Annotated in this window: 22 protein-coding genes and 1 pseudogene; 15 read left to right on the top strand and 8 right to left on the bottom strand. The window is 37.3% G+C overall.

Annotated elements, in window-relative coordinates; all coding sequences use genetic code 11:
* Positions 1-692: 692 nt before the first annotated feature.
* The 4 genes from miaA to AC4BHP_RS06325 all read left to right on the top strand — a co-directional run bounded on the left by miaA (position 693) and on the right by AC4BHP_RS06325 (position 4,175).
* Positions 693-1,643 carry a tRNA (adenosine(37)-N6)-dimethylallyltransferase MiaA gene (miaA, locus tag AC4BHP_RS06340; protein WP_490551745.1) on the top strand — a complete coding sequence of 317 codons (951 nt, stop codon included), beginning with the start codon at positions 693-695 and terminating at the stop codon, positions 1,641-1,643.
* A 29-nt stretch (positions 1,644-1,672) separates the two neighbouring features.
* Positions 1,673-1,900: an RNA chaperone Hfq gene (hfq, locus tag AC4BHP_RS06335; protein WP_066104248.1), complete on the top strand. Its 228-nt coding sequence runs from the start codon at positions 1,673-1,675 to the stop codon at positions 1,898-1,900.
* 271 nt (positions 1,901-2,171) lie between these two features.
* Positions 2,172-3,125: a stage V sporulation protein K gene (gene spoVK, locus AC4BHP_RS06330; protein ID WP_066104245.1), complete on the top strand. Its 954-nt coding sequence runs from the start codon at positions 2,172-2,174 to the stop codon at positions 3,123-3,125.
* Between the two features lie 291 nt (positions 3,126-3,416).
* Positions 3,417-4,175: a hypothetical protein gene (locus tag AC4BHP_RS06325; RefSeq protein WP_490551744.1), complete on the top strand. Its 759-nt coding sequence runs from the start codon at positions 3,417-3,419 to the stop codon at positions 4,173-4,175.
* Positions 4,176-4,297: 122 nt separating this feature from the next.
* Here the strand turns inward: AC4BHP_RS06325 and AC4BHP_RS06320 are convergent, their stop codons facing one another.
* Positions 4,298-4,900, bottom strand: a complete 603-nt coding sequence (locus tag AC4BHP_RS06320; protein WP_139891111.1) for a trimeric intracellular cation channel family protein — start codon at positions 4,898-4,900, stop codon at positions 4,298-4,300.
* A gap of 145 nt (positions 4,901-5,045) precedes the next feature.
* Here AC4BHP_RS06320 and hflX point away from each other — a divergent pair, with 145 nt between their 5' ends.
* The 4 genes from hflX (at position 5,046) to glnA (ending at position 10,027) form a co-directional block, all read left to right on the top strand.
* Positions 5,046-6,296, top strand: a complete 1,251-nt coding sequence (gene hflX, locus AC4BHP_RS06315) for a GTPase HflX (RefSeq protein ID WP_490551743.1) — start codon at positions 5,046-5,048, stop codon at positions 6,294-6,296.
* 15 nt (positions 6,297-6,311) lie between these two features.
* Positions 6,312-7,577 (top strand): methionine gamma-lyase family protein, encoded by a 1,266-nt coding sequence (locus AC4BHP_RS06310; protein WP_066104232.1) that lies wholly within the window; start codon positions 6,312-6,314, stop codon positions 7,575-7,577.
* A 655-nt stretch (positions 7,578-8,232) separates the two neighbouring features.
* Positions 8,233-8,646: a MerR family transcriptional regulator gene (locus AC4BHP_RS06305; RefSeq protein ID WP_490551742.1), complete on the top strand. Its 414-nt coding sequence runs from the start codon at positions 8,233-8,235 to the stop codon at positions 8,644-8,646.
* Positions 8,647-8,692: 46 nt separating this feature from the next.
* The gene (gene glnA, locus AC4BHP_RS06300) at positions 8,693-10,027 is read left to right on the top strand and encodes a type I glutamate--ammonia ligase (protein ID WP_066104225.1); all 1,335 of its coding nucleotides are present in this window, start codon (positions 8,693-8,695) and stop codon (positions 10,025-10,027) included.
* Between the two features lie 112 nt (positions 10,028-10,139).
* On the opposite strand, the pseudogene AC4BHP_RS06295 reads toward glnA, so the two are convergent.
* Positions 10,140-10,372, bottom strand: a pseudogene (locus tag AC4BHP_RS06295) (tyrosine-type recombinase/integrase); the annotation flags it as partial.
* Positions 10,373-10,583: 211 nt separating this feature from the next.
* Between AC4BHP_RS06295 and AC4BHP_RS06290 the strand changes: the two are divergent.
* The 6 genes from AC4BHP_RS06290 (at position 10,584) to AC4BHP_RS06265 (ending at position 13,017) form a co-directional block, all read left to right on the top strand.
* Positions 10,584-10,721 (top strand): hypothetical protein, encoded by a 138-nt coding sequence (locus AC4BHP_RS06290; RefSeq protein WP_180349899.1) that lies wholly within the window; start codon positions 10,584-10,586, stop codon positions 10,719-10,721.
* Between the two features lie 107 nt (positions 10,722-10,828).
* A complete protein-coding gene (locus AC4BHP_RS06285) occupies positions 10,829-10,951 on the top strand; it encodes a hypothetical protein (RefSeq protein WP_257468928.1) in 123 nt (40 codons plus the stop codon).
* A 290-nt stretch (positions 10,952-11,241) separates the two neighbouring features.
* Positions 11,242-11,859 (top strand): glycoside hydrolase family 25 protein, encoded by a 618-nt coding sequence (locus AC4BHP_RS06280; protein WP_139891109.1) that lies wholly within the window; start codon positions 11,242-11,244, stop codon positions 11,857-11,859.
* 163 nt (positions 11,860-12,022) lie between these two features.
* Positions 12,023-12,337: a hemolysin XhlA family protein gene (locus AC4BHP_RS06275; RefSeq protein ID WP_066104219.1), complete on the top strand. Its 315-nt coding sequence runs from the start codon at positions 12,023-12,025 to the stop codon at positions 12,335-12,337.
* Positions 12,338-12,349: 12 nt separating this feature from the next.
* Positions 12,350-12,727 carry a hypothetical protein gene (locus AC4BHP_RS06270; RefSeq protein WP_066104215.1) on the top strand — a complete coding sequence of 126 codons (378 nt, stop codon included), beginning with the start codon at positions 12,350-12,352 and terminating at the stop codon, positions 12,725-12,727.
* Between the two features lie 134 nt (positions 12,728-12,861).
* A complete protein-coding gene (locus tag AC4BHP_RS06265) occupies positions 12,862-13,017 on the top strand; it encodes a phage holin (protein WP_077248048.1) in 156 nt (51 codons plus the stop codon).
* A gap of 98 nt (positions 13,018-13,115) precedes the next feature.
* On the opposite strand, the gene AC4BHP_RS06260 is transcribed toward AC4BHP_RS06265, so the two are convergent.
* The 5 genes from AC4BHP_RS06260 to AC4BHP_RS06240 all read right to left on the bottom strand — a co-directional run bounded on the left by AC4BHP_RS06260 (position 13,116) and on the right by AC4BHP_RS06240 (position 20,812).
* Positions 13,116-15,497 carry a DUF8508 domain-containing protein gene (locus tag AC4BHP_RS06260; RefSeq protein WP_490551741.1) on the bottom strand — a complete coding sequence of 794 codons (2,382 nt, stop codon included), beginning with the start codon at positions 15,495-15,497 and terminating at the stop codon, positions 13,116-13,118.
* Positions 15,498-15,925: 428 nt separating this feature from the next.
* Positions 15,926-16,084 carry a hypothetical protein gene (locus AC4BHP_RS06255; protein WP_175354261.1) on the bottom strand — a complete coding sequence of 53 codons (159 nt, stop codon included), beginning with the start codon at positions 16,082-16,084 and terminating at the stop codon, positions 15,926-15,928.
* A 289-nt stretch (positions 16,085-16,373) separates the two neighbouring features.
* Complete coding sequence (locus tag AC4BHP_RS06250; RefSeq protein ID WP_139891106.1) at positions 16,374-17,141, bottom strand: YqjF family protein; 768 nt, start codon at positions 17,139-17,141, stop codon at positions 16,374-16,376.
* Between the two features lie 268 nt (positions 17,142-17,409).
* A complete protein-coding gene (locus AC4BHP_RS06245; protein ID WP_139891105.1) occupies positions 17,410-17,682 on the bottom strand; it encodes a phospholipase A2 family protein in 273 nt (90 codons plus the stop codon).
* 190 nt (positions 17,683-17,872) lie between these two features.
* Positions 17,873-20,812, bottom strand: coding sequence for an SH3 domain-containing protein (locus AC4BHP_RS06240; RefSeq protein WP_490551740.1), 2,940 nt, complete (start codon positions 20,810-20,812; stop codon positions 17,873-17,875).
* 283 nt (positions 20,813-21,095) lie between these two features.
* On the opposite strand from AC4BHP_RS06240, the gene AC4BHP_RS06235 reads away from it, so the two are divergent.
* Positions 21,096-21,788 (top strand): DUF1919 domain-containing protein, encoded by a 693-nt coding sequence (locus tag AC4BHP_RS06235; protein WP_490551739.1) that lies wholly within the window; start codon positions 21,096-21,098, stop codon positions 21,786-21,788.
* A gap of 109 nt (positions 21,789-21,897) precedes the next feature.
* Here AC4BHP_RS06235 and AC4BHP_RS06230 read toward each other — a convergent pair whose 3' ends face one another.
* Positions 21,898-22,359 (bottom strand): PH domain-containing protein, encoded by a 462-nt coding sequence (locus tag AC4BHP_RS06230; protein ID WP_490551738.1) that lies wholly within the window; start codon positions 22,357-22,359, stop codon positions 21,898-21,900.
* Positions 22,360-22,610 lie beyond the last annotated feature (251 nt).

The raw sequence follows: 22,610 nt of genomic DNA, 5'->3' as shown, positions 1-22,610 counted from the left end.
TCTTACAGATAAATGTAAGCCTTGTAGAAAGAACTTTCCAACGTGAAGAATTAGATGGGTTTGTAAGTTTCCTATGGAATCGAGATGCCAGTGGTCATATTGAACCCGCTATTTCATCTGTGGATAAAAAATAAGAAAAGAAGAAGCGAGACAAGAACATACATGGATCCTATAAAAGTCTTATAGTTATAAAGTTCTCTAATACCGGTTATTAAAAATAGGACGAATAAATAAACAAAAAGTAATTGCACCAAGGAGAAGACTCTATATGAAAAAATATAACCCAATAAGAAAAACGTAAGTAAGCCGGTTAACACCTGTATGAACCGGAGCATGAAAACAATCTCCTCATTTCTATATATGTAGGATACCTTTCTCCATCCTCAGCAATTTGCTGCGCGTAATATCGTTTACGCCTTCAAATGTATGAAACCTCTATAATAAATATTGATTAGGTAATTGTTATATGATTGATTACTGAAGCACCTTAATTATAGGGTTAGTATTAATAGAACTTATCTTAAGGTTAAAGTTCATCTGAAAATTATTTAAAAATAATAAAAGTGTGAAAAAAGAATTGAATAAAGACCATTTAAACTGACTATACTGGTTAGATGTTACTCGCTCATGTTCAGATTATAATGATTTATGTTAAGATAAGAAAAAAATGAATAGGGCAGTGTGAAGCATAAATGGAAAAACAGAAATTGGTCGTGATTATTGGACCAACGGCAGTGGGAAAAACCAAATTATCAATCAATTTGGCCAAGAAGTTCAATGGTGAAATTATAAGTGGCGATTCAGCACAGATTTTTAAGGGTATGGATATAGGAACTGCTAAAGTTACAAAGGACGAAATGGAAGGGATTCCTCATTATTTAATTGATTGCAGGGAACCATCTGAATCCTATAATGTTTATGATTTTAAGCAAGAAGTGCAGCAGAAGATTAATGATATAACGAATAGGGGAAAGCTTCCTATATTAGTGGGTGGTACCGGTTTGTATATTCAATCCGTCCTCTATGATTACCAGTTCCCTGAAACCACAGCAAATCCTAATATTCGAGAAGAGCTGGAAGAACGAATTGAACAAGAAGGGCCTGATGCTGTTTATCAAACACTTGTTGAGATTGATTCCGTTGCTGCAGAAAAAATACATCCTAATAACACAAAAAGAGTTATCCGTGCTTTAGAGGTATTTTATGATTCAGGAAAGCGTTTCAGTGAACAGGAACAATCCACAGAGAGAACATTATTATATGATGTGGCTTTGATTGGATTAACGATGGACCGCGATCTTTTATATAAAAGGATCAATGAACGAGTGGAAGCAATGATGCAGCAGGGTCTTGAAGAGGAAGTCAGAAAACTATATGCAAAAGGATTAAAAGATGCACAATCCATGCAAGCAATTGGATATAAGGAATTTGAGGGACTCTTTGAAGGAACTGAAACACGAGAAAATGTTATAGCTCAAATACAGCGGAATTCCCGTCGGTTTGCAAAAAGACAATTTACTTGGTTCCGAAATAAGATGGATGTTCACTGGTTTGATATGACCAATTTGGCTGATTTCGAAAAAATTTCTGAAGAAATATCGCTTGAAGTGGCAGGAATGCTCGCTTTAAAGGCGAATAGATAAACTATAGAGAGAAAAGAGGAGGCAAAAAAATGAAACAAGGAATCAATATTCAAGATCAAATTTTAAATCAATTGCGTAAGGAAAATGTATATGTAACAATCTTTTTACTTAATGGATTTCAGTTACGCGGACTGATAAAAGGGTTTGATAATTTTACAGTCTTAATTGAAACAGAGGGTAAACATCAACTGGTCTACAAACATGCGATTTCAACATTTGCTCCTCAAAAAAATGTACAAGTTGACCTTGAAGGTTAAGGATAAGTACGGCAGACTCCCTCTACGGTGAGTCTGTTTTTTATTTAACTGATTTTTTCATTCTGTATGGAGGGTGCCCGGAATATAAATAAGGAGAGGAAATATAATTATTTTCCGGGCAATCGCAGTATGTGACAATCAGGCACACCTTTATTGGTAAAAAATAAATTTATATTGTAGTTTCAGGGGTGCCCTTGTCTATTTTGCCTTCACTTTGTCGAATGTGTTAGGTAAAAAAGGGGGGACACGGCTTCATTAAAGAGGTGATCAAATGGAGCAACAGCCAATGCGAGTGAGAAATAATGGGCAAATTAATGTTGTATTGAAAAATGGTCAAGCAAAGGCTCAGGTTAAGCCGATTCTAAATGTTCCTCCATTACCAAAGGATATACCTTCTCATCATATAGCCCTAAAAGAAATTGAAGCTGAATTGAATAGTCTCGTAGGCATGGAGGAAATGAAAAAAGTTATAAAGGAAATTTATGCATGGATTTATGTGAATAAACAACGGGAAGTAGCTGGCCTTAAGGCTGAAAAACAGGCGCTTCATATGATGTTTAAAGGTAATCCCGGTACTGGAAAAACGACGGTCGCACGGCTTATAGGAGATTTATTTGTAAAGATGAATGTCTTGAGCAAAGGCCACTTAATCGAGGCTGAGCGGGCAGATCTTGTAGGAGAATATATAGGACACACAGCTCAAAAGACGAGAGATTTAATCAAAAAGGCAATTGGGGGTATTCTTTTCATTGATGAAGCCTATTCTTTGGGAAGGGGTGGTGAAAAGGATTTTGGTAAGGAAGCGATTGATACATTGGTAAAGCATATGGAGGATCGGCAGCATGAATTTATTCTTATTCTTGCCGGATATTCACGGGAAATGGAGTATTTTTTAACCTTGAATCCAGGCCTGCAATCCCGTTTTCCGATTGTCATTGATTTTCCGGATTACACGGTTGATCAATTAATGGATATAGGGAACCGAATGTTAAGTGCCAGGCAATACGTTTATAGTCTGGACGCGGAAAGAAAACTGCGCGATCATCTATATTATTTAACAAATGTTCTACATCTTAAATCCTTTTCCAATGGTAGATATGTAAGGAATGTAATAGAAAAATCAATCAGAACTCAGGCAATGCGTCTTTTGCTGTCGGATCAATATGAACGTCGGGAATTAATGACCATCCGAAGTGATGACCTAGTGTTCGATACGTTTGAGTAAGAGATACGAATAAATATGAGTGCCCCGTAAGCTGTCATAAAGCTTTTGGGGCATTTGTTTTTTTGAGAAATAGTCATAATGAAATATTTCTAAGATGGTGATTATTAGTAGGTTAGAATACTAAAATCAAACGCAGGGAATTAACGAACTACCACGTCTAAGTAATCTATTAATAATTTAGATTTTGTGGTAAATTTTAGTTAGTTGCATAGGTTGGAATGGTAGATTTTATATTAACAATCTCTTGCCATAAAGATCGAGAAGTGGAATGAGAGTAGAAGGTTAAACGAGATGAATTTGATAGAAGAAATTATATTTACAAGCAAACAGGTAATAATTGATGCAGATTGTAAAAAAGAAGATTTGATTGTTTTGTTAAAAAACACCGGTGAAAATACGGTTCAATTAAACGGAGAACTTATTTTAACTCTTCCCAAGGGTCACCATATTATTCGATTCACAAAAGACCATTTCTGTCTTTTATACAATACGACTCTATCTTTTTATTCATTAACGGGTAAATTTGTATCTGAATTTGAGGTTGGTTCACATATTCATGAGTTATTTCCTTACAAAGATGGCGTTCTATGTACATATGGAGATCAAGGTGTATATGGAAAGGGTGCTGGAGTAAATATATTGAACTGTGTATCTCCATTCAGTGGTTTAAAGTCTTTTTATAACAATGCTATCCAATATGATCTTCTCTATGACCCTCTGGTTACTCGTTATAAGCCCTATGCTTGTATCAACTCGGAGAGAAATGAGTTAGTAATACTAAACGAGCAGCTTGAAGAAGAAAAAACGATGAAAATTCCTTTTGATACAGGAAATTTAATTACCTTTGCACTTACCTACAAATACGGCTTATTTATAGAAGAAAATAAACTATGTGTATGGGAATTTGAAACAACAAAACGCATTCTTGAGTATAAGAGGGAGTTCTCTTCTAAAATCAGAGCTATTTTTCATCGTCATAATTTTTCATTTATAGAGATTTCTGATTATGAGGTAAAAGGATTCATGCCAGTTGTGGAGTATGGCACTTAAGATAATCATCAATACAGATTAAAGAGCCTTGCTAAGAAAACAGCAAGGCCCTTATCATTTATCCTATATAAATACGAATCTATGAAAGTGGATTAGTAGGATATTTATGTAGTAACTCTTAATCAGTAACTTCTTTTAACAACAGGTAAATGCCATTCGTATAGATAAGAAAGCATTCGTAAAAAGGTAATAATAATAAATAAAAGGTATAATTCAAGGTTGGATGTCATCGCTCCGAGGCCGATTAAGAGACCTGCAATACCTGCCCAAATTGCGTAAATCTCAGATCTTAACAGTATTGGCTTCCTGCCTGCGAGGACATCTCGTACGATACCGCCGCCACTTCCTGTCAGGATAGCAGCAAATACAACCGCAATAAGCGGTAAGTTCATTTCCGTTGCTAGTAAAGCGCCCTGTACAGCGAATGCGCTTAAACCGATAGCGTCAAAAAAATTCCCCCACCTGTTCCAATGCTTTAAAAGCGAATGCTGAAATAAACAAACAATAGTTATAGAAATGAATGCGATAAAAAATAATCCGTTTTGTTCCCAAATATGGATTATTGGGATCCCGAGCAGCAAATTGCGAATGGCACCTCCCCCAAAGGCTGTTACAAATCCGAGTAAATAAAGGCCAAATAAGTCATATTCCTCTTCTGTTGCCACTAAGGCTCCGCTAATCGCAAAAGCGATTGTTCCGATAATGCTTAATACATCCCATGTCATACTTTTTTCTTTTTCTCCTTAAATAAAATTCAAATAATCATTTAAAATCTGGCTAATTTATCATATCATTTGAATACAGTGTTTGGAACGGGTGATTTTTTTGGTATGATAAGAAGAATAGTGAACTATTGAGGGAAGTGACATAATGGAAGAAACATATGAAAAAGCTATACTAGTTGGTTGTCAGCGAGAAGATATTGATGACAGTCGATTTGAATCCTCTATGGAGGAACTTGAATCACTAACGGAAACTGCCGGAGGGCAGGCTCTTGTATTAGTGTCTCAAAAGAGAGTTAAGCCTCATCCTGCTACATATATCGGAAAAGGGAAAGTCGAGGAGCTTATTGCATTAGTTGAAGAGATAGAACCGGATGTCGTAATCTTTAACGATGAATTGTCTCCCAGTCAAATACGAAATCTAGGTAAAGAGCTGGGAACTAGAATCGTTGACCGTACCCAGTTGATTTTAGATATTTTTGCTCAACGTGCGCGTTCTCGCGAAGGTCAAATGCAAGTAGAGTTAGCCCAATTGCAATATATGCTGCCAAGATTGGCGGGGCAAGGTACTGAATTATCAAGACTCGGCGGCGGTATTGGAACGAGGGGACCGGGGGAAACCAAACTGGAATCTGACAGACGCCACATTCGACGTCGCTTGGATGAGATCAAAAGGCAGTTGGATTCAGTTGTTAAGCATAGGGAACGTTACAGAGCGCGCAGAAAACGAAATAATCGTTTCCAAATTGCATTGGCTGGCTATACGAATGCCGGTAAATCAACCTTGTTTAACCGTCTGGCTGAAGCGGATTCTTATGAGGAAAATCAACTGTTCGCTACCCTTGATCCGATGACCAGGGAATGTCTTCTTCCATCTGGATACAAGGTCCTTATCAGTGATACTGTTGGATTTATTCAGGATTTACCTACCTCCCTTGTTGCGGCATTTAGATCCACGCTTGAAGAAGTGACAGAATCCGATGCCATTTTACATGTAGTGGATTCTTCTCATCCTGATGCTTATAATCATGAGAAGACCGTTCAAAAAATTATCGAGGATTTGGGTGCTGAGGATATTCCTCAATTGATTGTCTATAACAAAAAAGATGCCGCCCATTCTGAATTTGTACCGACATCCAAGGAAAAATCCATTCATATATCTGCTCGTCAGGATGAAGGGATTCAACAACTCCTTTTAGAAATGGAAAAATTGGTTGAAAGCTTTATGGAACCATATTCCGTAATGATTCCAGCTAATGAAGGGAAAATTATAGCCCGGTTAAAGGATGAGACAATCGTTAAATCAACCGAGTTTCATGAAAGCAATGAGACCTATCATCTAAAGGGACTTGCTTTAGCAGACCATGCAATCATGGGAATTATTATAAATTATGAGTAGGAGTAGGAATACAACATGTTTGAACAATTAAAGAACGGTGAGAGAATTAAAGAAACTGTTCAGGATACTGAAAAAATGATTGCTGAAAGATTTTTAGAAATCGAAGAAAATGTAGACTTTAATACAGCGAAGGTATTGAAAGCCTTCCAGGAAAATCAGGTTAGTGATGCCCATTTTAATCCATCAACAGGTTATGGGTATGATGATATGGGAAGAGATACATTGGAAAAGGTGTTTGCTCATGTATTTGGAGCCGAAGCGGCACTTGTCCGCCCGCAAATCATATCTGGAACACATGCTATTTCAACTTCCCTTTTCGGCGTGTTACGCCCTGGAGATGAGCTTTTATACATCACTGGAAAGCCATATGACACGCTTGAAGAGATTGTTGGCATACGCGGAAGTGGTATAGGATCCTTAAAGGAATATCAAATATCCTATCAATCTGTCGCTTTAAAGGAAGATGGGTATGTTGACTTTGATGCAGTAGCAAAAGCCATTAAACCAAATACGAAGGTAATTGGAATTCAACGCTCAAAAGGCTATGATAACCGCCCATCATTTAAAATTGCAGAAATCAAGGAAATGATTCAGTTTGTAAAAGCTATCAAACAGGATGTCGTTGTCTTTGTTGATAACTGCTATGGAGAGTTTGCTGAGAAAATGGAGCCTACTGAGGTTGGTGCGGACCTAATGGCTGGTTCCTTAATTAAAAATCCTGGCGGCGGTTTAGCGAAAACGGGTGGTTATATTGCCGGTAGAGCTGATTTGGTAGAACGATGCGCATATCGTTTAACAACACCGGGTATTGGTGCTGAGGCGGGTGCTTCCTTGTACAGTTTATTGGAAATGTACCAAGGATTCTTCCTGGCTCCGCATGTTGTTGGACAATCCTTAAAAGGAGCAATCTTTACAGCAGCTATGTTAGAAAAATGGGGATTTAACCCTTCACCTACATGGAACGAACCAAGAACAGATCTAATCCAATCAGTCCAATTCCATGACAGAGATAAGATGGTGCTGTTCTGTCAGCAGATTCAGTTCGCTTCACCAATTAACTCTCATGTGACGCCATATCCTGCCTATATGCCTGGATATGAGGATGATGTAATCATGGCTGCCGGAACGTTTATCCAGGGAGCGAGTATCGAATTAACGGCTGACGGTCCGTTAAGACCGCCATATACCGCTTTTGTACAGGGTGGTCTAACGTACTCACATGTTAAAATAGCCATTTGCAAAGCGATCGATCAGATGATTGAAAAAGGATTAATTAAGTAACTGATAATAACTCCCTTATTTTTGGAATAGGGGAGTTTTTTATTAGTAAAAATGGTCAGTGTGAGTTACAAGTAACCGATTATTTGCAGAGCGTGGGATTCAAAGTGAACTCTGTTTATCTATATCATATTAGCTGTTTATTGAATGGCATCGCATAGCATAGGTGTCTGAAAGGTGGAGGATAGGTGTTATGCTGCACCCATGGCACACCTATGCCGCACCTATGCGGGGTCAAAGGTGTCTGGAAGGTGCTGAATAGATGCTATGCTACATCTTTGTTACACCTATTCCTAATTAAAGGTGTTTGATAGATGTAAGATAGGCGTAGGATACCGTGGCTTTCCTGCATCTTCTATACCCCTCTAGTGTGTCTGTGCCATATCTTTTCTGCATCTTGGTCTATTTGCTCCGTAGAGGTAGGTATACTTTTTAGTGGAAAAGAGTTGAATTAATGTGTAAATAGAAATGATTTTTTATGTGAAATTCAAAAATTAATAGGTTAATTGACTGAGTTTGGGGTAAAAGAAGTAAAGTAGTTAAAATGGTACATTACTCCTGAGATTTCATGTCAGAAAACCTTACATACGATTGACAAAGAAGCTCACATGGCATAAACTAACAATATCAAGAAGAGTTATTGAAGGAGGATGTAGTGGTGAGCGGTAACATCAGAAGAACCATGCCACTTTTTCCAATGAGTATTGTCATGCAGCTGACCGATTTAACTGCACGTCAAATCCGTTATTATGAAGAACACAAATTGGTTTATCCAGCCAGAACAGAGGGTAATCGAAGGATGTTTTCGTTAAACGATATTGATCGTCTTTTGGAAATTAAAGAATTGCTTGATCAAGGCATAAATATGGCTGGGATTAAAAAAATTCTTGAACCTTCTATTTATAATGAAACTGAAATAATTGCTAAAGATGAACATTCTAAAGAAGAAAAAAAACCAGAATTGACCAATGCGCAATTAAGAAAATTATTGCGTGATGAAATTTTGAAGGCTGGCCGCTTTACAACGAGAGGCAGCAACCAATCTGGTGATATGCATCGGTTTTTTAATTAAAAATTAAAATATAAAAAGCTTTATTATTTAAGGAGGAAAAAGGAAGATGGGGAAATACACTGCGGATGATATTAGAAAGTTAGCTAAAGATGAAAATGTGAAATTTATTCGATTACAATTTACCGACATTCTGGGAACAATTAAAAACGTAGAAATTCCAGTAAGTCAGCTTGATAAAGCATTAGAAAATAAAATGATGTTTGATGGTTCATCCATTGAAGGGTTCGTTCGTATCGAAGAATCTGATATGCTTTTATATCCAGATCTTGATACATGGGTAATTTTTCCTTGGACTGCTGAAAAAGGAAAAGTGGCTCGTTTAATCTGCGATATTTACAATCCGGATGGCACACCTTTCTCAGGTGACCCACGTGCTAATTTAAAACGTGTGTTAGAGGAAATGAAAGAGCTAGGTTTCACAGATTTCAATCTTGGGCCTGAACCAGAATTCTTCTTATTCAAATTGGATCAAGCAGGGGAACCAACTTTGGAGTTAAATGATAAAGGCGGATACTTTGACCTTGCTCCTACAGATTTAGGTGAAAATTGCCGTCGCGATATCGTTCTTGAGCTAGAAGAGATGGGATTTGAAATTGAAGCTTCCCACCATGAGGTAGCTCCAGGACAACATGAGATTGATTTTAAATATGCTGATGCGATTACAGCATGTGACCAAATCCAAACGTTCAAATTGGTAGTAAAAACAATTGCTCGTAAACATGGCTTGCACGCAACTTTCATGGCAAAACCATTGTTCGGTGTGAATGGTTCCGGTATGCACATGAACTTATCTTTATTCTCTGATGGAAAGAATGCTTTCTACGATACAAAAGGAAATATCGAATTGAGCGAGACAGCTCATCAATTCATTGCTGGTATCATTGAGCATGCGCCTGCGTTCACGGCAGTAACAAATCCAACAGTTAACTCATACAAACGTCTAGTTCCTGGATACGAAGCACCTTGTTATGTTGCATGGTCTGCTCGTAACCGTAGCCCACTAATCCGTATTCCGGCTTCCCGTGGATTGAGCACACGTGTTGAGGTACGTTCTGTTGACCCAACTGCAAATCCATACCTAGCTATGGCAGTATTACTTAGCGCTGGTCTTGATGGCATTAGAAATCAGAAAAAAGCTCCGGCGCCAATTGACCGTAATATCTATGTAATGTCTGCACAAGAACGTGCTGAAGAAGGTATTAAAGATCTTCCGTCTACATTATATCAAGCGTTAGTGGAATTACAAAAAAACCCAGTCATCATGAATGGTCTAGGTGATCATATCCTGGAACACTTTGTAGAAGCAAAAGAGATTGAATGGGATATGTTTAGAACCCAAGTTCATCCATGGGAGAGAGAACAATATCTTCAAATGTATTAATAGCTGAAACCCTTGACACTGCTAGCGTCAAGGGTTTTTTATTTGGTGGGGCAATCACATGTTTTTAGCTTGTCCAAATTTTTACCCCGCTTTTGCCCCGCCTCTAAACATTTTAACTTTTTGTGAAATCTTCAAATTTTCCCATAGTATCTTTTTCGATTTTCTTAGAGACGCGAGAGTACACATCAGCGGTGATCTGAATGGATCCATGACCCAATCGTACTTGGATGTATTTCATCGAAGCTCCTGATTCTAGAAGTAGAACAGCATGAGTATGCCTTAAAGCGTGAATTGTATCTTTGGCAATCCGGCTCTTTTATGGATTCGTTCCATAGCATTAAATAGTTACAGGAAATGAATATCCTGTGCGAAAGGTTTCGTTGATTTAAAGTATAATTGGAACATACTATGCGGTAACATGAGAAGAATAAATAAGAGGGTTCCTAAGTGGGATTCCTCTTATTTGTATATGACAAATGAACCGCATCTTGAGCCTCTTGTTGAAGTTATATACCAACGCTATTATTAACGTAAGTCGGATAAAGGATGATTATATATGAAGAAACTTTTGTGTATTTTCCACACCATGCGGTTACGCTATTTGCTTCAACATGTGGAATCATCTAAGGAAGTGAATCAAAAAATTCTTCTTTTGCATTTAAAATTAAACGAATTAGAAAAGCTGAAAATTTAAAATTAAAGGGACTTTCCACTCTGGAAGTCCTCTTTTTTATAAAACCTTTTTACCTCTTATTAATAAATCTCCTCTGACTGATATTATAAAAGTAGGAGGCGATAAAAATGAGATACACATGGAAAACTGATGCTAGAATTCCATGGGAACCGGAAGCGGATGAATTTCTGGAGAAACAACTAAGAATACACTCTAAAGAGAAGTTTGCTGTTATAGCGAGAAAAAATTAGCCCATCCACTTTGTGAAGGACATAGCGAAAAGCCCTTTATAGATCGCCTTAGTTGGATAAAAAACGGCAAGCAGAATCCAGGTGTATGCTCGGCCAATATAGTGCACACAATCCCTTAAGGGAAGGGGAGAAGTCTTACCATTTAAGGATTTAATATAAAAAAGCGAGTCAGTTTTTATGCCCAGCAAAATTGCTCGCCTCTGTCAAAAACTATAGTTGCCGTTTAATTTATTTTAAGTGTCCTCCAGGGCTCTTTTTATATATTCTAATAAAAGGGGGTACTGATAAAAATGGGGAAAATTATAGATATTTCACATCACCAGCCACCATCATCTATAAATTATGACAAACTAGCCAAGGAAGTGGATTTAGTTATTGTTCGTACTCAGTATGGATCTTCTACAATCGACAGACATTATAAAACTCATCACAAGGAATTTAATAAGCGTGGTGTACCAACTAATGCCTATGCGTGGGTAAGAGGTATTTCGATCTCTGATATGGAGAAAGAGGCTACTGATTTTTATAACCGGACTAAAGAATTTAGCCCGCCTGTTTACTGGCTTGACGTTGAGGAGAAGAGCATGAAAGATATGAGAGCAGGGGTTAAGGTCTATGCAAAGAAATTGAGAGCTCTTGGGGTGAAGAAAGTAGGGATATATATTGCCAATCATCTTTATAAATCCTTTAATATCGATATAAGAGACTTTGATGCTGTTTGGATACCTTCTTATGGGCGTAACAATGGCATGCGAGCAAGTAGCAGGAAACCTGACTATGTTTGCGACTTATGGCAGTTTACAGACAAAGGAATAGTAGATGGATATGCTGGTAATGTAGACTTGAATGCAATTATAAGTAATAAACCATTGAGTTATTTCACGGGTAAGTATGATCAAATCACATAGTATGAGGGGACTTCTAGTTGGAGTCCTCTTTTTTTGCCTAAAGTGATGCTCGTGTAAAGTGAGCCATTCTCTTGGCCAACTATTCAGACATTAAATGATAGTTACAAAGTCTAATTATGGCACAAAAGAAAGATTCTTCGCATATGATGAGGGTGAAGGTTACATGTTAAAACAGTTGGTGATGAATATGTTAGAAGAGTTCAAAGAGTACAAGCGTCAGACGGAAGGGCAATTTGATAAACAGGACGTGCGTTTTGAAAAACATGAACTCCGGATGGACAAGCAGGAGGATCGGTTGGACCAAATGCGTAGTACACAAATTGTACACGATCAACAGATTGCTGGTATTTTAGAAACCCTAAAAGACATTAAAGGAGATACTGTATGGTTAAGAAGAACTGTGACCGCTGCCGTTATAGGTGGAACTATTCCAGCGGTTATCGGTTTTATTGTGTTTGCTATACAAAAACTGAACTAAGGAGGGTGGATGATGAAAAGGTCTATACCATATTTTGAGGCACTAGTTAGTATATTGAGCTATTACCTTGCTATGGTATGTATGTTCAACAATGATATGTTTCAGCAATTGCCAGAGTTATATGGAACTTTAAGTCAGTTGGGAAGCGAGACATTGTTTGCTCTCATTTTCTTTTCTGCAGCTACCATTAAGGTTATTGGGCTGGTTATTAATAGTTATGTAATGAGAAAGTTTGGGTTAGGGTTATCCGCCTTAATTTATTTAATCATTGCTGTTTCTTATGCCACGAGTGAAATGTCCTTAAATTGGGGGGCAGGGATTTTCTTTTTACTGTCAGCATTCAGCCTTTTAAATATATTTGAAGTTAGGCATACTAAGTTAATGGAGTGATAGAATGAATTGGAAAGTACGTTTTAAAAACCCAATCTTATTATTGCATTTGCTACTTTAGTCACCAGCTTTATATATAAGTTGCTCGGTTTAATAGGAGTCATGCCGTCTGTCGCAGAAGATGATACACCACAATTAGTTTTGATTTTTGTGGTTATTTTAGCTGGATTGGTATTGTTCAGGATCCGACCATTAAAGGAATAGGAGACAGTAGACAAGCCTTGACTTATGAAGTGCCAAGAGATGACAAACCCGATGTATATGTACCATTGGGTTTCTTGTGTTCATAATATGCGTTACCTAAGACGTATCATCTCAAAACTCTGCCTTACATAAAAGAAGAGAAGGCAATCCTTTTAGGACCGCCTTCTCAAGAATTTATTGAGCATTATTTTAGCATGGTTTGGATTAATACAGGGTCATGATCACTTGCCCGTCCGTGTTCTTCCATGAAGGCAGCGTTGATGTGAACGATATCAACAGCTGTACGCAATGTTAGTGGTTTCGAAACAAGGATATGGTCTAGCACTTGTAAATTTCCTTGATAGGCATACGTATAGCGGTCAATTGAGGGAATCAAATCAATCATATTCGTCAGTTCCCTTCCCTTCAGTGTATTGAGTGTATCTGTAAATTCAAAGTCATTTAAGTCTCCGAGAGCAATAATATTGGCATTCTTGTTCTTGGACTGGATTTCTTTTACAAATTGATTCACCACATTTGCTATGCTAATGCGCTGCTCCTCACTAGACAATATAGCCGGCTGGTTTTTTCCAAAGAGCGGCTGATCTCCGCCTTTTGAATTAAAATGGTTAGCGATGACGATAACATCCTTCCCATTAAAGGTGAATTGGGCAGCTAAAGGCTTACGACTACTATCGAAAGCAGGATTTTCAGGATCAATTCGTCCTGGATTAGCTGTCAGTTTGCCATCTTCATAGCTGACTGCTTCATTCGCACTGCCTTTTGGAGCAGGATTGAGTGACACTCGCTCTGGGTTATATAAAAATCCAACGCGAATATTCGCTCCAGGAGCACCTCCGTCTTGATTATTAACCGGCGCAATATCTGTGAATGAATAAGAAGGACCGCCCAACTCTTTGATTTTATCAATCAATGTTTGATAGCTTGCACTTGCATCTGTATTACCGCTATTTGTGGCACCATCATTATCCTGTATTTCAGTAAGTCCAATGATATCAGGCTGATTTAAATTGTCAGTAATGGCTTTTGCAAGTTTAGTAGTTTTCTCGTCGCTTTCCTTCGGGGAGAAATTTTCTACGTTATAGGAAGCGACTGTCAGTTTTTTGGCATGTTGCTTAAATTTCGTTACCTCTTGTTTCAGGCTACCGTTTTTAAGCTCTGGTAAATTTTCTTTATCAGATAAGATTCGGTAATTGCTGAAACCATAACTTACAACACCATGAATATCTCCAGTAAATGAATCTCCTGTCTTGGTAACAAAGCTTGAATCACCAGTATCAATGATGAGTCGCTCAGGGTTATAATCGTTTTCTGAAATCCTCAAGCCTTTTGCCAGGGTGTTGAGTAAAGTATATTTTGACACTACATATAGTTCGCCATAATCCTGCGGTGCAATAACCTTCGGCTGTTTAATGTTTACGAGCATTCCCTCTAGGCTCTCGTAATAATCAATCCCGTCCTGATATGGATCAAACTTGCTGAACTGGTCGTTATCGATGATTCGTGTTGGCTGTCCTTTAAGCGGGCTAATCTCAATCGGCTTAGGGAGCGGTTGTGAGTCATTTACAATCGTAATGTTAGTAGCATTGATTTCTGTAACCGGTAAATCCGTTGTTAATTTTTCTGCATAACCTTCAAGTACCCATTCTTTAACCTGACCGCTTGCTTTAATGGTATTACCAACTTGTGCAGCATGGTTCCTTTTATAGACAAGTATGCCTTCTGAGGTGGCAGGGTTTTTATCAGGCGTTAGAGATTGCATGTAAAAGTTGTTAGCATCGGCAATATAAGTTACGATGCCTTCAACATCTGCCACATATTGATCCTGATATGGAGAGTGGTGCTCGGCACCTTGAATGTCATGTATCTGTAAACCGCTAGTGGCAATGTAATAGGCTAGTGATACAATATCACTGTTTTTATAGCCGTCTGCTACGACGATTGCTTTAATTGTCGTGTTTTCTGCGATGATGATAGGGGTCGTGTACACTTCGCTGTCTATGGTAGGTTCCATCCCATTTGTTGTGTAGTAGATGGTTGCGTTTTCCGTCTCTGTAGTTAAGGAAATAGCTGTTCCAGCTGATACTGGTCCTGGAGAGACTGAGCTCGCAGCAGCGGCAGCTTTCGGAGTTGGATCATGTTCTTCTGCAAAAACAATGGAGGTAGGTGATTTTAATCCAGGCACTGTATAGTAAGCCTCAAGATTTCCAGTAACGTGAATTTTACTCCCGATGATGGATGGATTAGACTGAAGCCCAAATTCTGCTCGGAATTTAGCCGGGAGCTGGATAGGAAGCAGTTTTTCTTTATCCGTTTCATTGGGTGAATCAGCTAGCGCAATATTAAAATCACTGCTGAATGGTGCTTCAAAATTGTAGCTATTATTTCCTGTCGTATGGGCAACGATATAGCCTTCAACAGTAGCATTGCCTGTATTGTTTGCTATTGCCTCTGTTACAGTAATTGGTCCATCTGCCTTGGGTGTTACCGCAGGAATGAACGATAAGAGGAGCAGGAACACGAGAAAGGCTGGGACGAAGAAACGATTAATATTGGATTTTGACATTCGACACTCTCCTTTAAATTTCTATCATTTCTCCCATATACTACAAAAAAGAGGGCAATTAGTACAGGGTGGTTAGATTCATCTTTCAATTGAAAGTTATAGTCAATATAAGTAAAAAGTCATGATTCTATTGTTTTTTAGAAAGGTATTGACTCTGAATCCTCAATTTTTTGAAGTTAGAAATATCGTTTAGTAAAAAATATCGAGTTTCTTCTATTAAATATAGGGCTGAGAGAATACTATAGCCAGAATGAGCCTAGGAGAGAGCTTTTTATTTTCATTAGATTAACATCTTAATGAAGTTAAGGTGCAGATTTGATGAACTAGGATAGGAAAATACGGGGTAAGAATTATAGAAAAAATGAAGAGAAAACACTAAGTAGGAAAAGTATGAATAGAGGTTGAATGTAGGCAAATAAAAAACCCCGTTAATCGAGACGGGGTACTTTAAGTTCAGCATATCTTTTTGCAACCAAATGCTTCAGTTGCTCTAAATCTTCTAATGTAGTTTTATTTCCGATATAATCTTTAATCACCGGAGGTATGGTTATTGAATTCGTTTTTTTCGTTGGCTCTTTTATGTCCATTTTTAGCATCTATCCTTCTGGAAAACTATTATAGTACCATTATATAGTTACAATGTTACGAATAGATTAATAGGAGTTTACATTTTAATATTATTAAGAAGTCAAAAGAAAGCCAATTTACCGAAAAGATAGGAGTAAGTTATGGTAGCAATCATTTACCCAACTGATGGGTATGATAAAAGGGAGAATGAATTAAGAAGAATTCAGTTAAATACTTTTATCTAACCAGACTAAAGAGAGTATATTTTCGTTTAACATAATATAGTCGAGATTACACCTATTGTATAGATTATTTGTCTGTGGAGTGTTTAATTTTGCCCACAATTTTTGGAGGGAAAAATAAAAATCGCTTTCTTCTCGAGTAATGCATATGCTGTGGTGCAGGATCGAGTGTTTCATCTCCTAAAAAGTCGAGCATAGTATTAGTTGAAATATGCGCATGAACCATACTTACTTTCCATTGATCGTGATGAATATCTCCGCGTATGATTAAATCGCCCCAAATACTATACATACTGTATCGTTCTAATAACCAAAAATCCAAAGAGTCCGGCAGGGGTTCGTATAAAATCTGTTTACGCTCATAATGAACATCGAGTTGATAGGTTTGTTTACTGCTTTCTCGTACACTTTGAAAATAAAATTGATCCCTATCTTGTTGAAAGTACATATGTGCTTTTTTATAAGGTAGGCCCAAGCCCACTTGTGCTCCCAAGACGGCTAATAGTTTATCAGCATCCAAACTAAAAAAATAAATACCAGGAACACCCTTGTATTTAACATATGTACGTACATTCAGCTCTAAATAAGTATGAAGATATGGAAAATGTGGAAGCCCTCTTGCTCTCATTTTAGTTATCTTAAAGGGAATAATCGAAATCCATGCTTTTCCTTCATATAAATCAATCTCCAATTCCTCCGGCACATATGGACGGAGAAGGGTGGGATCTATTTGATAATGTAAAAATAGCATATCATTCCATACCTGGGTCAGTACCCACGGTGATTTCGGTAAAGGGAAAGGGCGATGTTTCGTTTCTTTCAACTCAAAATACATAAATTCCGCCTCATTTCTCTAGGTATATTAAATGTTTTGCCCATATATATAGATATTAAACATTCCGATAAAGCAACACGGCATAATAAAAAGAATAGAACAAGAGGGAATGCAATTTACATAATATTTAAGAGTGATTATAGCTGAGGGAAATATGGAGTTAAATATAAAATTTCCAGATCTAATAGTACTGATGTAATGTATAGGTAAAAATAAAGACCTCTCTAATCAAAAAGATTCGAGAGGCTTTTTATAGTTTCTGATTAAATTATCGGAGATCATACCTAAGGCGCATGACATTGTAAAACAATCGAGCATCTCGTCCCATTTTTGTTCGAGGATTTATTTGTGATTGAAGGCAGTTTAACAGCATCTCGTCACACTGTTTGGTGGGTCCAAATCTCTTATAACAGTCATCATGTTTCTTGCAGCATGAGTCTACTTGATTAGTAGGTCCCCATGGACCGGAACAGCCAGGACCGCACCAATTATATCCTGGATAACATAGTCCTTTGCCTGCACGTCTTCTTCTTCTTTGCATACTTCCACCTCCATATAAATCTTTATAATTAATATATGAGGAGTCGGACAAAACGTAAGGGCGGATAAATAGTGAATGTTTCCTTTTGTTTTCTAATGGGCTGTTGTGACAAAACAAATATATCCTTATAGAAAAAAGCCCAGAGTGAATCTCTGGGCTAAAAACTAAGATATGACAATCTCACAATCTATTATTTATTCAATTCACGGATAATATGCATTCCGGAAACCCATCCTTGTGTACCATTTGAAAGTTTCACTTTATACCATCCATTGCTGGTTTCCGGATTGTTTTTTGAATCAACCGATAGCTCAATATATTGATAATTAGATAGGGTACCGACTATACTGCTGCCTGTATTCGCAGCAGAACGGACATTTAAGGATGTAGCATCCACACGCGCCAGATTTTTAACGGACATGTATTTATAATAACTGCTTAATCCAAAACTGGATGTATAATACATTTTCCCTTTGTATTTTACTTTTAAAGACTCATTGTTATGTTTTTCTAGTAAATTAAAGGTTTCTCCTGCTTGAATGCTGACAGAAGATCCTGAGTTTGTTTTTGTGACATATTCAGAACTGACCCAGCCGGTTTTTCCGTTATATTGAACCTTACACCAGCTACCACTTGCACTAAGATAGGTTATCGTTTTCCCATTAGGAATGGTGAGCAGAATAGAACCATCTGTTGAAGCACTTGATCGCAAATTTAGGTTTGAAGTTGTCTGATAAACGGTTGAACCTGTGTTATCTGCTGATGTCAGATTAATTGTTTTATGGGCTACAGCAAGAGTACCGGTAGGAAAGACATCTTTTGCATCAGGATAAGAGGGTCTGCTTGGCACCTTTTTATTCGGGGTGGCATTTTTTGCACCCTCGTTACTGTAATCAAGCATTGCCGACATATGTTTGGCAATCGCTTTTCCCCAATTTGAATCGGTCGCATAATAAAAATTCATCCCGCTGCTTAGGCTGTCGATTCTATTCCCATTACTATCTTTAACGGTAGAACCAAGATAAGCACCTTTATAGGACCAGTATCCTTCATTTAAATACGTTGCTTTCATCATTTGAGCAATAAATTCAATATTTGATTTGATTGTATTAAATTTGACAGCACCCACGAATGGAGCTGCATCGTAGGCTCCGTAACCAAACAGATTATTTTTTGCCAATGATATAGTCGATTTACCGAAATTGCTCTCATGAATGGCATGTGCTGCAAGATACAAAGCGTTCACGCCATACTTGTTTGCTGCATCAATAAATATGCTTCCCCTGTTATATAGAACACTGTTGGAGGAGGTTGCATTTTTCGCAATATACGTATTAATCTGAGCAGCTGTTACGGATGATTTTGTCCTTAAATCCATCGTTACATAGGAATCTGAACTGATTGGATTAGAGGAATCGGAGGTAGATGCTCCTTTTACCAGGTAGGATGAGTTGACCCAGCCTGTAAGTGAGTTAAAGGAAACCTTATACCATGCCCCTTTTTTGGATAAATACGTAACCTGCTTTCCTTTAGGTATAGTAGTAATGACTGTTGCACTGGTAGAGCCTGAAATTCGAAACTTCAAATTAGCAGTTGTCGTATAAATCTCTTTATTCTTTACTTCCTCTTTTTTATCTTCAGTTGTTTCCTTTAGGAATTCAGAGCTGACCCAACCTGTTTTGTTTCCATACTTCACCTTAAACCAAAAACTGTTTTTTGATAGATAGGTAACTTTCTCTCCTTTTGGTATAAGCGTTAATACAGACCCCTGGGTAGAAGCCTCAGTTCTTAGATTCAGTTTAGCAGTAGTTTGATAAGTCAAATTCGCCTTTGGTTTTTCAACAGAAGGGGAGGGACTCTCATTTTTAACCGGTGTAACACCTTTTAAATAACTGGAGCTGACCCAACCAGTTTTACCGCTATATTTCACCTTGAACCAAGAACCACTCTTGGAAACATAAGTAACAGATTTCCCTTTAGGAATTGTCGTTAAAATGGATCCTTTCGTTGAAGCATAAGAACGTAAATTTAAATTTGCTGTCGCTTGATACTTCACCTCTTGCTGTGGTTTTACCACGGTAGATGGTGTGCCTGTACCGTTTGTTGGTTTAGCAGCAGCTGAGTTAGCTTTTAAATAACTGGAGCTGACCCAACCGGTTTTACCACTATATTTCACCTTGAACCATGAACCGCTCTTAGAAACATAAGTAACGGATTTCCCTTTAGGAATCGTCGTAAGAATAGATCCTTTTGTGGAAGAAGAGGATCGTAAATTTAAATTAGCTGTTGCTTGGTACGTAACCTCTTGCTGTGGTTTTGCCACAGCGGAAGGGGTGCTGCTCGTTGGTTTAGCAGCAGCTGAGTTAGCTTTTAAATAACTGGAGCTGACCCAACCGGTTTTACCGCCATATTTTACTTTGAACCATGAACCGCTTTTGGAAATATAAGTAACGGATTTCCCTTTAGGAATCGTCGTTAAAATAGCTCCTTTTGTTGAAGCGGATGATCGTAAATTAAGGTTAGCTTTCGTTGTGTAGACTGATGAACTGCTGGTAACAACAGCAGATTTCACCACAGCAGGTTCAACCTTAGCTTTCTCATTTATTTTTTTTACATAATCTGAACTAACCCAGCCCGTAGTAGTTTGATATTTTACTTTAATCCAAGAACCGCTAGTGGAAATATAGGTTAGGGTTTTCCCTTTAGGTATGGTTTTCAGGATTTTCCCATTGGTTGACGCTTTGGATCGTAAATTAAGATTAGCTGTAGTTTGATAGCCAGACACAATTGCTTTACTAGAAGTAATATTTTCAGCTTTCTTCACATACTTATTATTGACCCATCCTGTGCGATTGTTAAATTTCACTTTGAACCAAGAACCACTTTTTGCAAGGTAGCTAATCTTTTCCCCTTTAGGGATGGTTAAGAGTACAGTGCTTTTAGTAGAATTACTGACTCGTAAATTTAAATTAGAAGTGGTTTCGTAATACGTAACACTAGATGCTTCTGCCTTTTTGGTGTCCAATAATTTTAATGATGTATCCCCGCTATATAGGATAAATCCTGCAGATAATAAAAGTGTTGTACCCTTATAGACCAATGGCTTATGGCTTGCCTTTTGATTTTGCAAATGTACATCCTCCTTTATTCTCCCTCAGTTTTACAAGGCTGTATGGCATATATTTTTGTCAGACAACTGCAAAGACCAGTTAAATCAATCCCAAACAAATTTAAGGATAAAATGAGTAACTAAAAAATGTCTCCATCATAAAATGTCATAGATGGTGCTATATCACATATCGGCATAATTTGGGAAATCTTTAGCGAGAAATGTAAGATTCCATAATTTAGATGTTATTTTTTCATTAAAAAAAGGAATAAAGGTAATAATAATGTAGAAAGGGGGAGATAAAATGGAAGGTTATCTACAAAAAATAACGAAAAAGATATCTAGTTATTGTTTTCATCTGGATATGAAAAAGAAAGTGAAAAACAGTCATTTCACGATTGTCTCAGACAATGATTGGGGCAAGAAAGTATACGATGATTTAGGTATGGAATACAACTCTCCATTTATTGGAATGTTCATATTTGCACCGGACTATATTGAGCTTTTATCTAACTTTGAGCATTATATGAAATCTCCCCTTAAATTTACACTCCATTCAAAATATGATGGAATAACGGATATCTATCCCATTGGGCTGTTGGACCAGAAAGTGGAGATCCATTTCTATTCCTATAAGTATAAACAGACAGCATTAAATGACTGGAATGAAAGAGTTAAACGCATAAATTGGGATCAGTTGTTTTTTAAATTCAGCGATCAGTATCAGTGCAGAAAAGAATGTATTGAAACGTTCAATCAGTTGCCTTTAAAAAACAAAGTCTGTTTTACGGCTAGGCCAATGGGACATTTAGACAATGTGATTTGTTTTTCAAATCAACACATAGAAACCAAATTACAAAATGAGCTAACGGATTATAAGAAATACTTTGATGTAGCATCTTGGCTGAATACAGGGGAAGTGATTAAGAAAGAGCCTGAAAAAAGAAAAGCCAATTTTGAACTGCATCTTCCTTTTAAGCTAATCGACAACAAATAGATAATTAATTAAAACACCGGTGTTTTCCGGTGTTTTTTATGTGCTCATGGTATTAGACCGACGCTGCAGGCAGATTGCACTTAAAAAGGCTAATCTATTAATTCTTATCCTAACTCTCCGTACGATTTTCAAAATGGTAATTCGTTTTTATATGTGGATTTTGCTTTAATAATTGACGAACAAATTCAGTTTGGTTTTTTGGTGAAATGGCAATCGTATTAAATCCTGTAAAATTAATTTCTATTTTATTCATAGATTGGGCAGGATCTGTAAAAGGATTTCTGGTTTTTCTTATACTACTAATCGTATCAATCTTAATTTCCTTCTTAAATGGACCGTAGTGTATGGTGAGGAGATTTTCCGCAATTGTATATCCCGTTTTAAGCCATATCCACATTAAACAAAAACCAACTGGTACTAAGAGTACGATTTTAATCCATTGCTTGTCTAAGAACTCAGGGGTCATCCAAACACCAAGGTCTGGAAAGAAAATGGGTGAAAGAATAAAAATAAATGCGAATAACCAAATGGTAGCGGTTATCCATAAGTCTCTTTTTGATGAAAAATACATGCTATCATCCTCTATTCGTTTGAATTTATACTTTCTTGGTGGTACGTATGTAGATGTAATTTACCCTTCAAATTAACAGGTGAATTAATGGAAATTCGCCGTCGATTGGCCGTTTTACGATTTGGGTCAGCTTTCAATTTGTATTTTACCAAAACAATCCATATTTTAGGTGTGTAAAATAGTTTCTATTCTGAAATTTTAAATTAAGATATTCGCTTAGGGAAAGAAATAATATATAAATATAGTTTTTC

The sequence above is a fragment of the Pradoshia sp. Z4_20 genome (assembly GCF_058216035.1).
The sequence above is the reverse complement of the archived record's forward strand: the minus strand, read 5'-3'. Positions and strand labels throughout refer to the sequence as shown.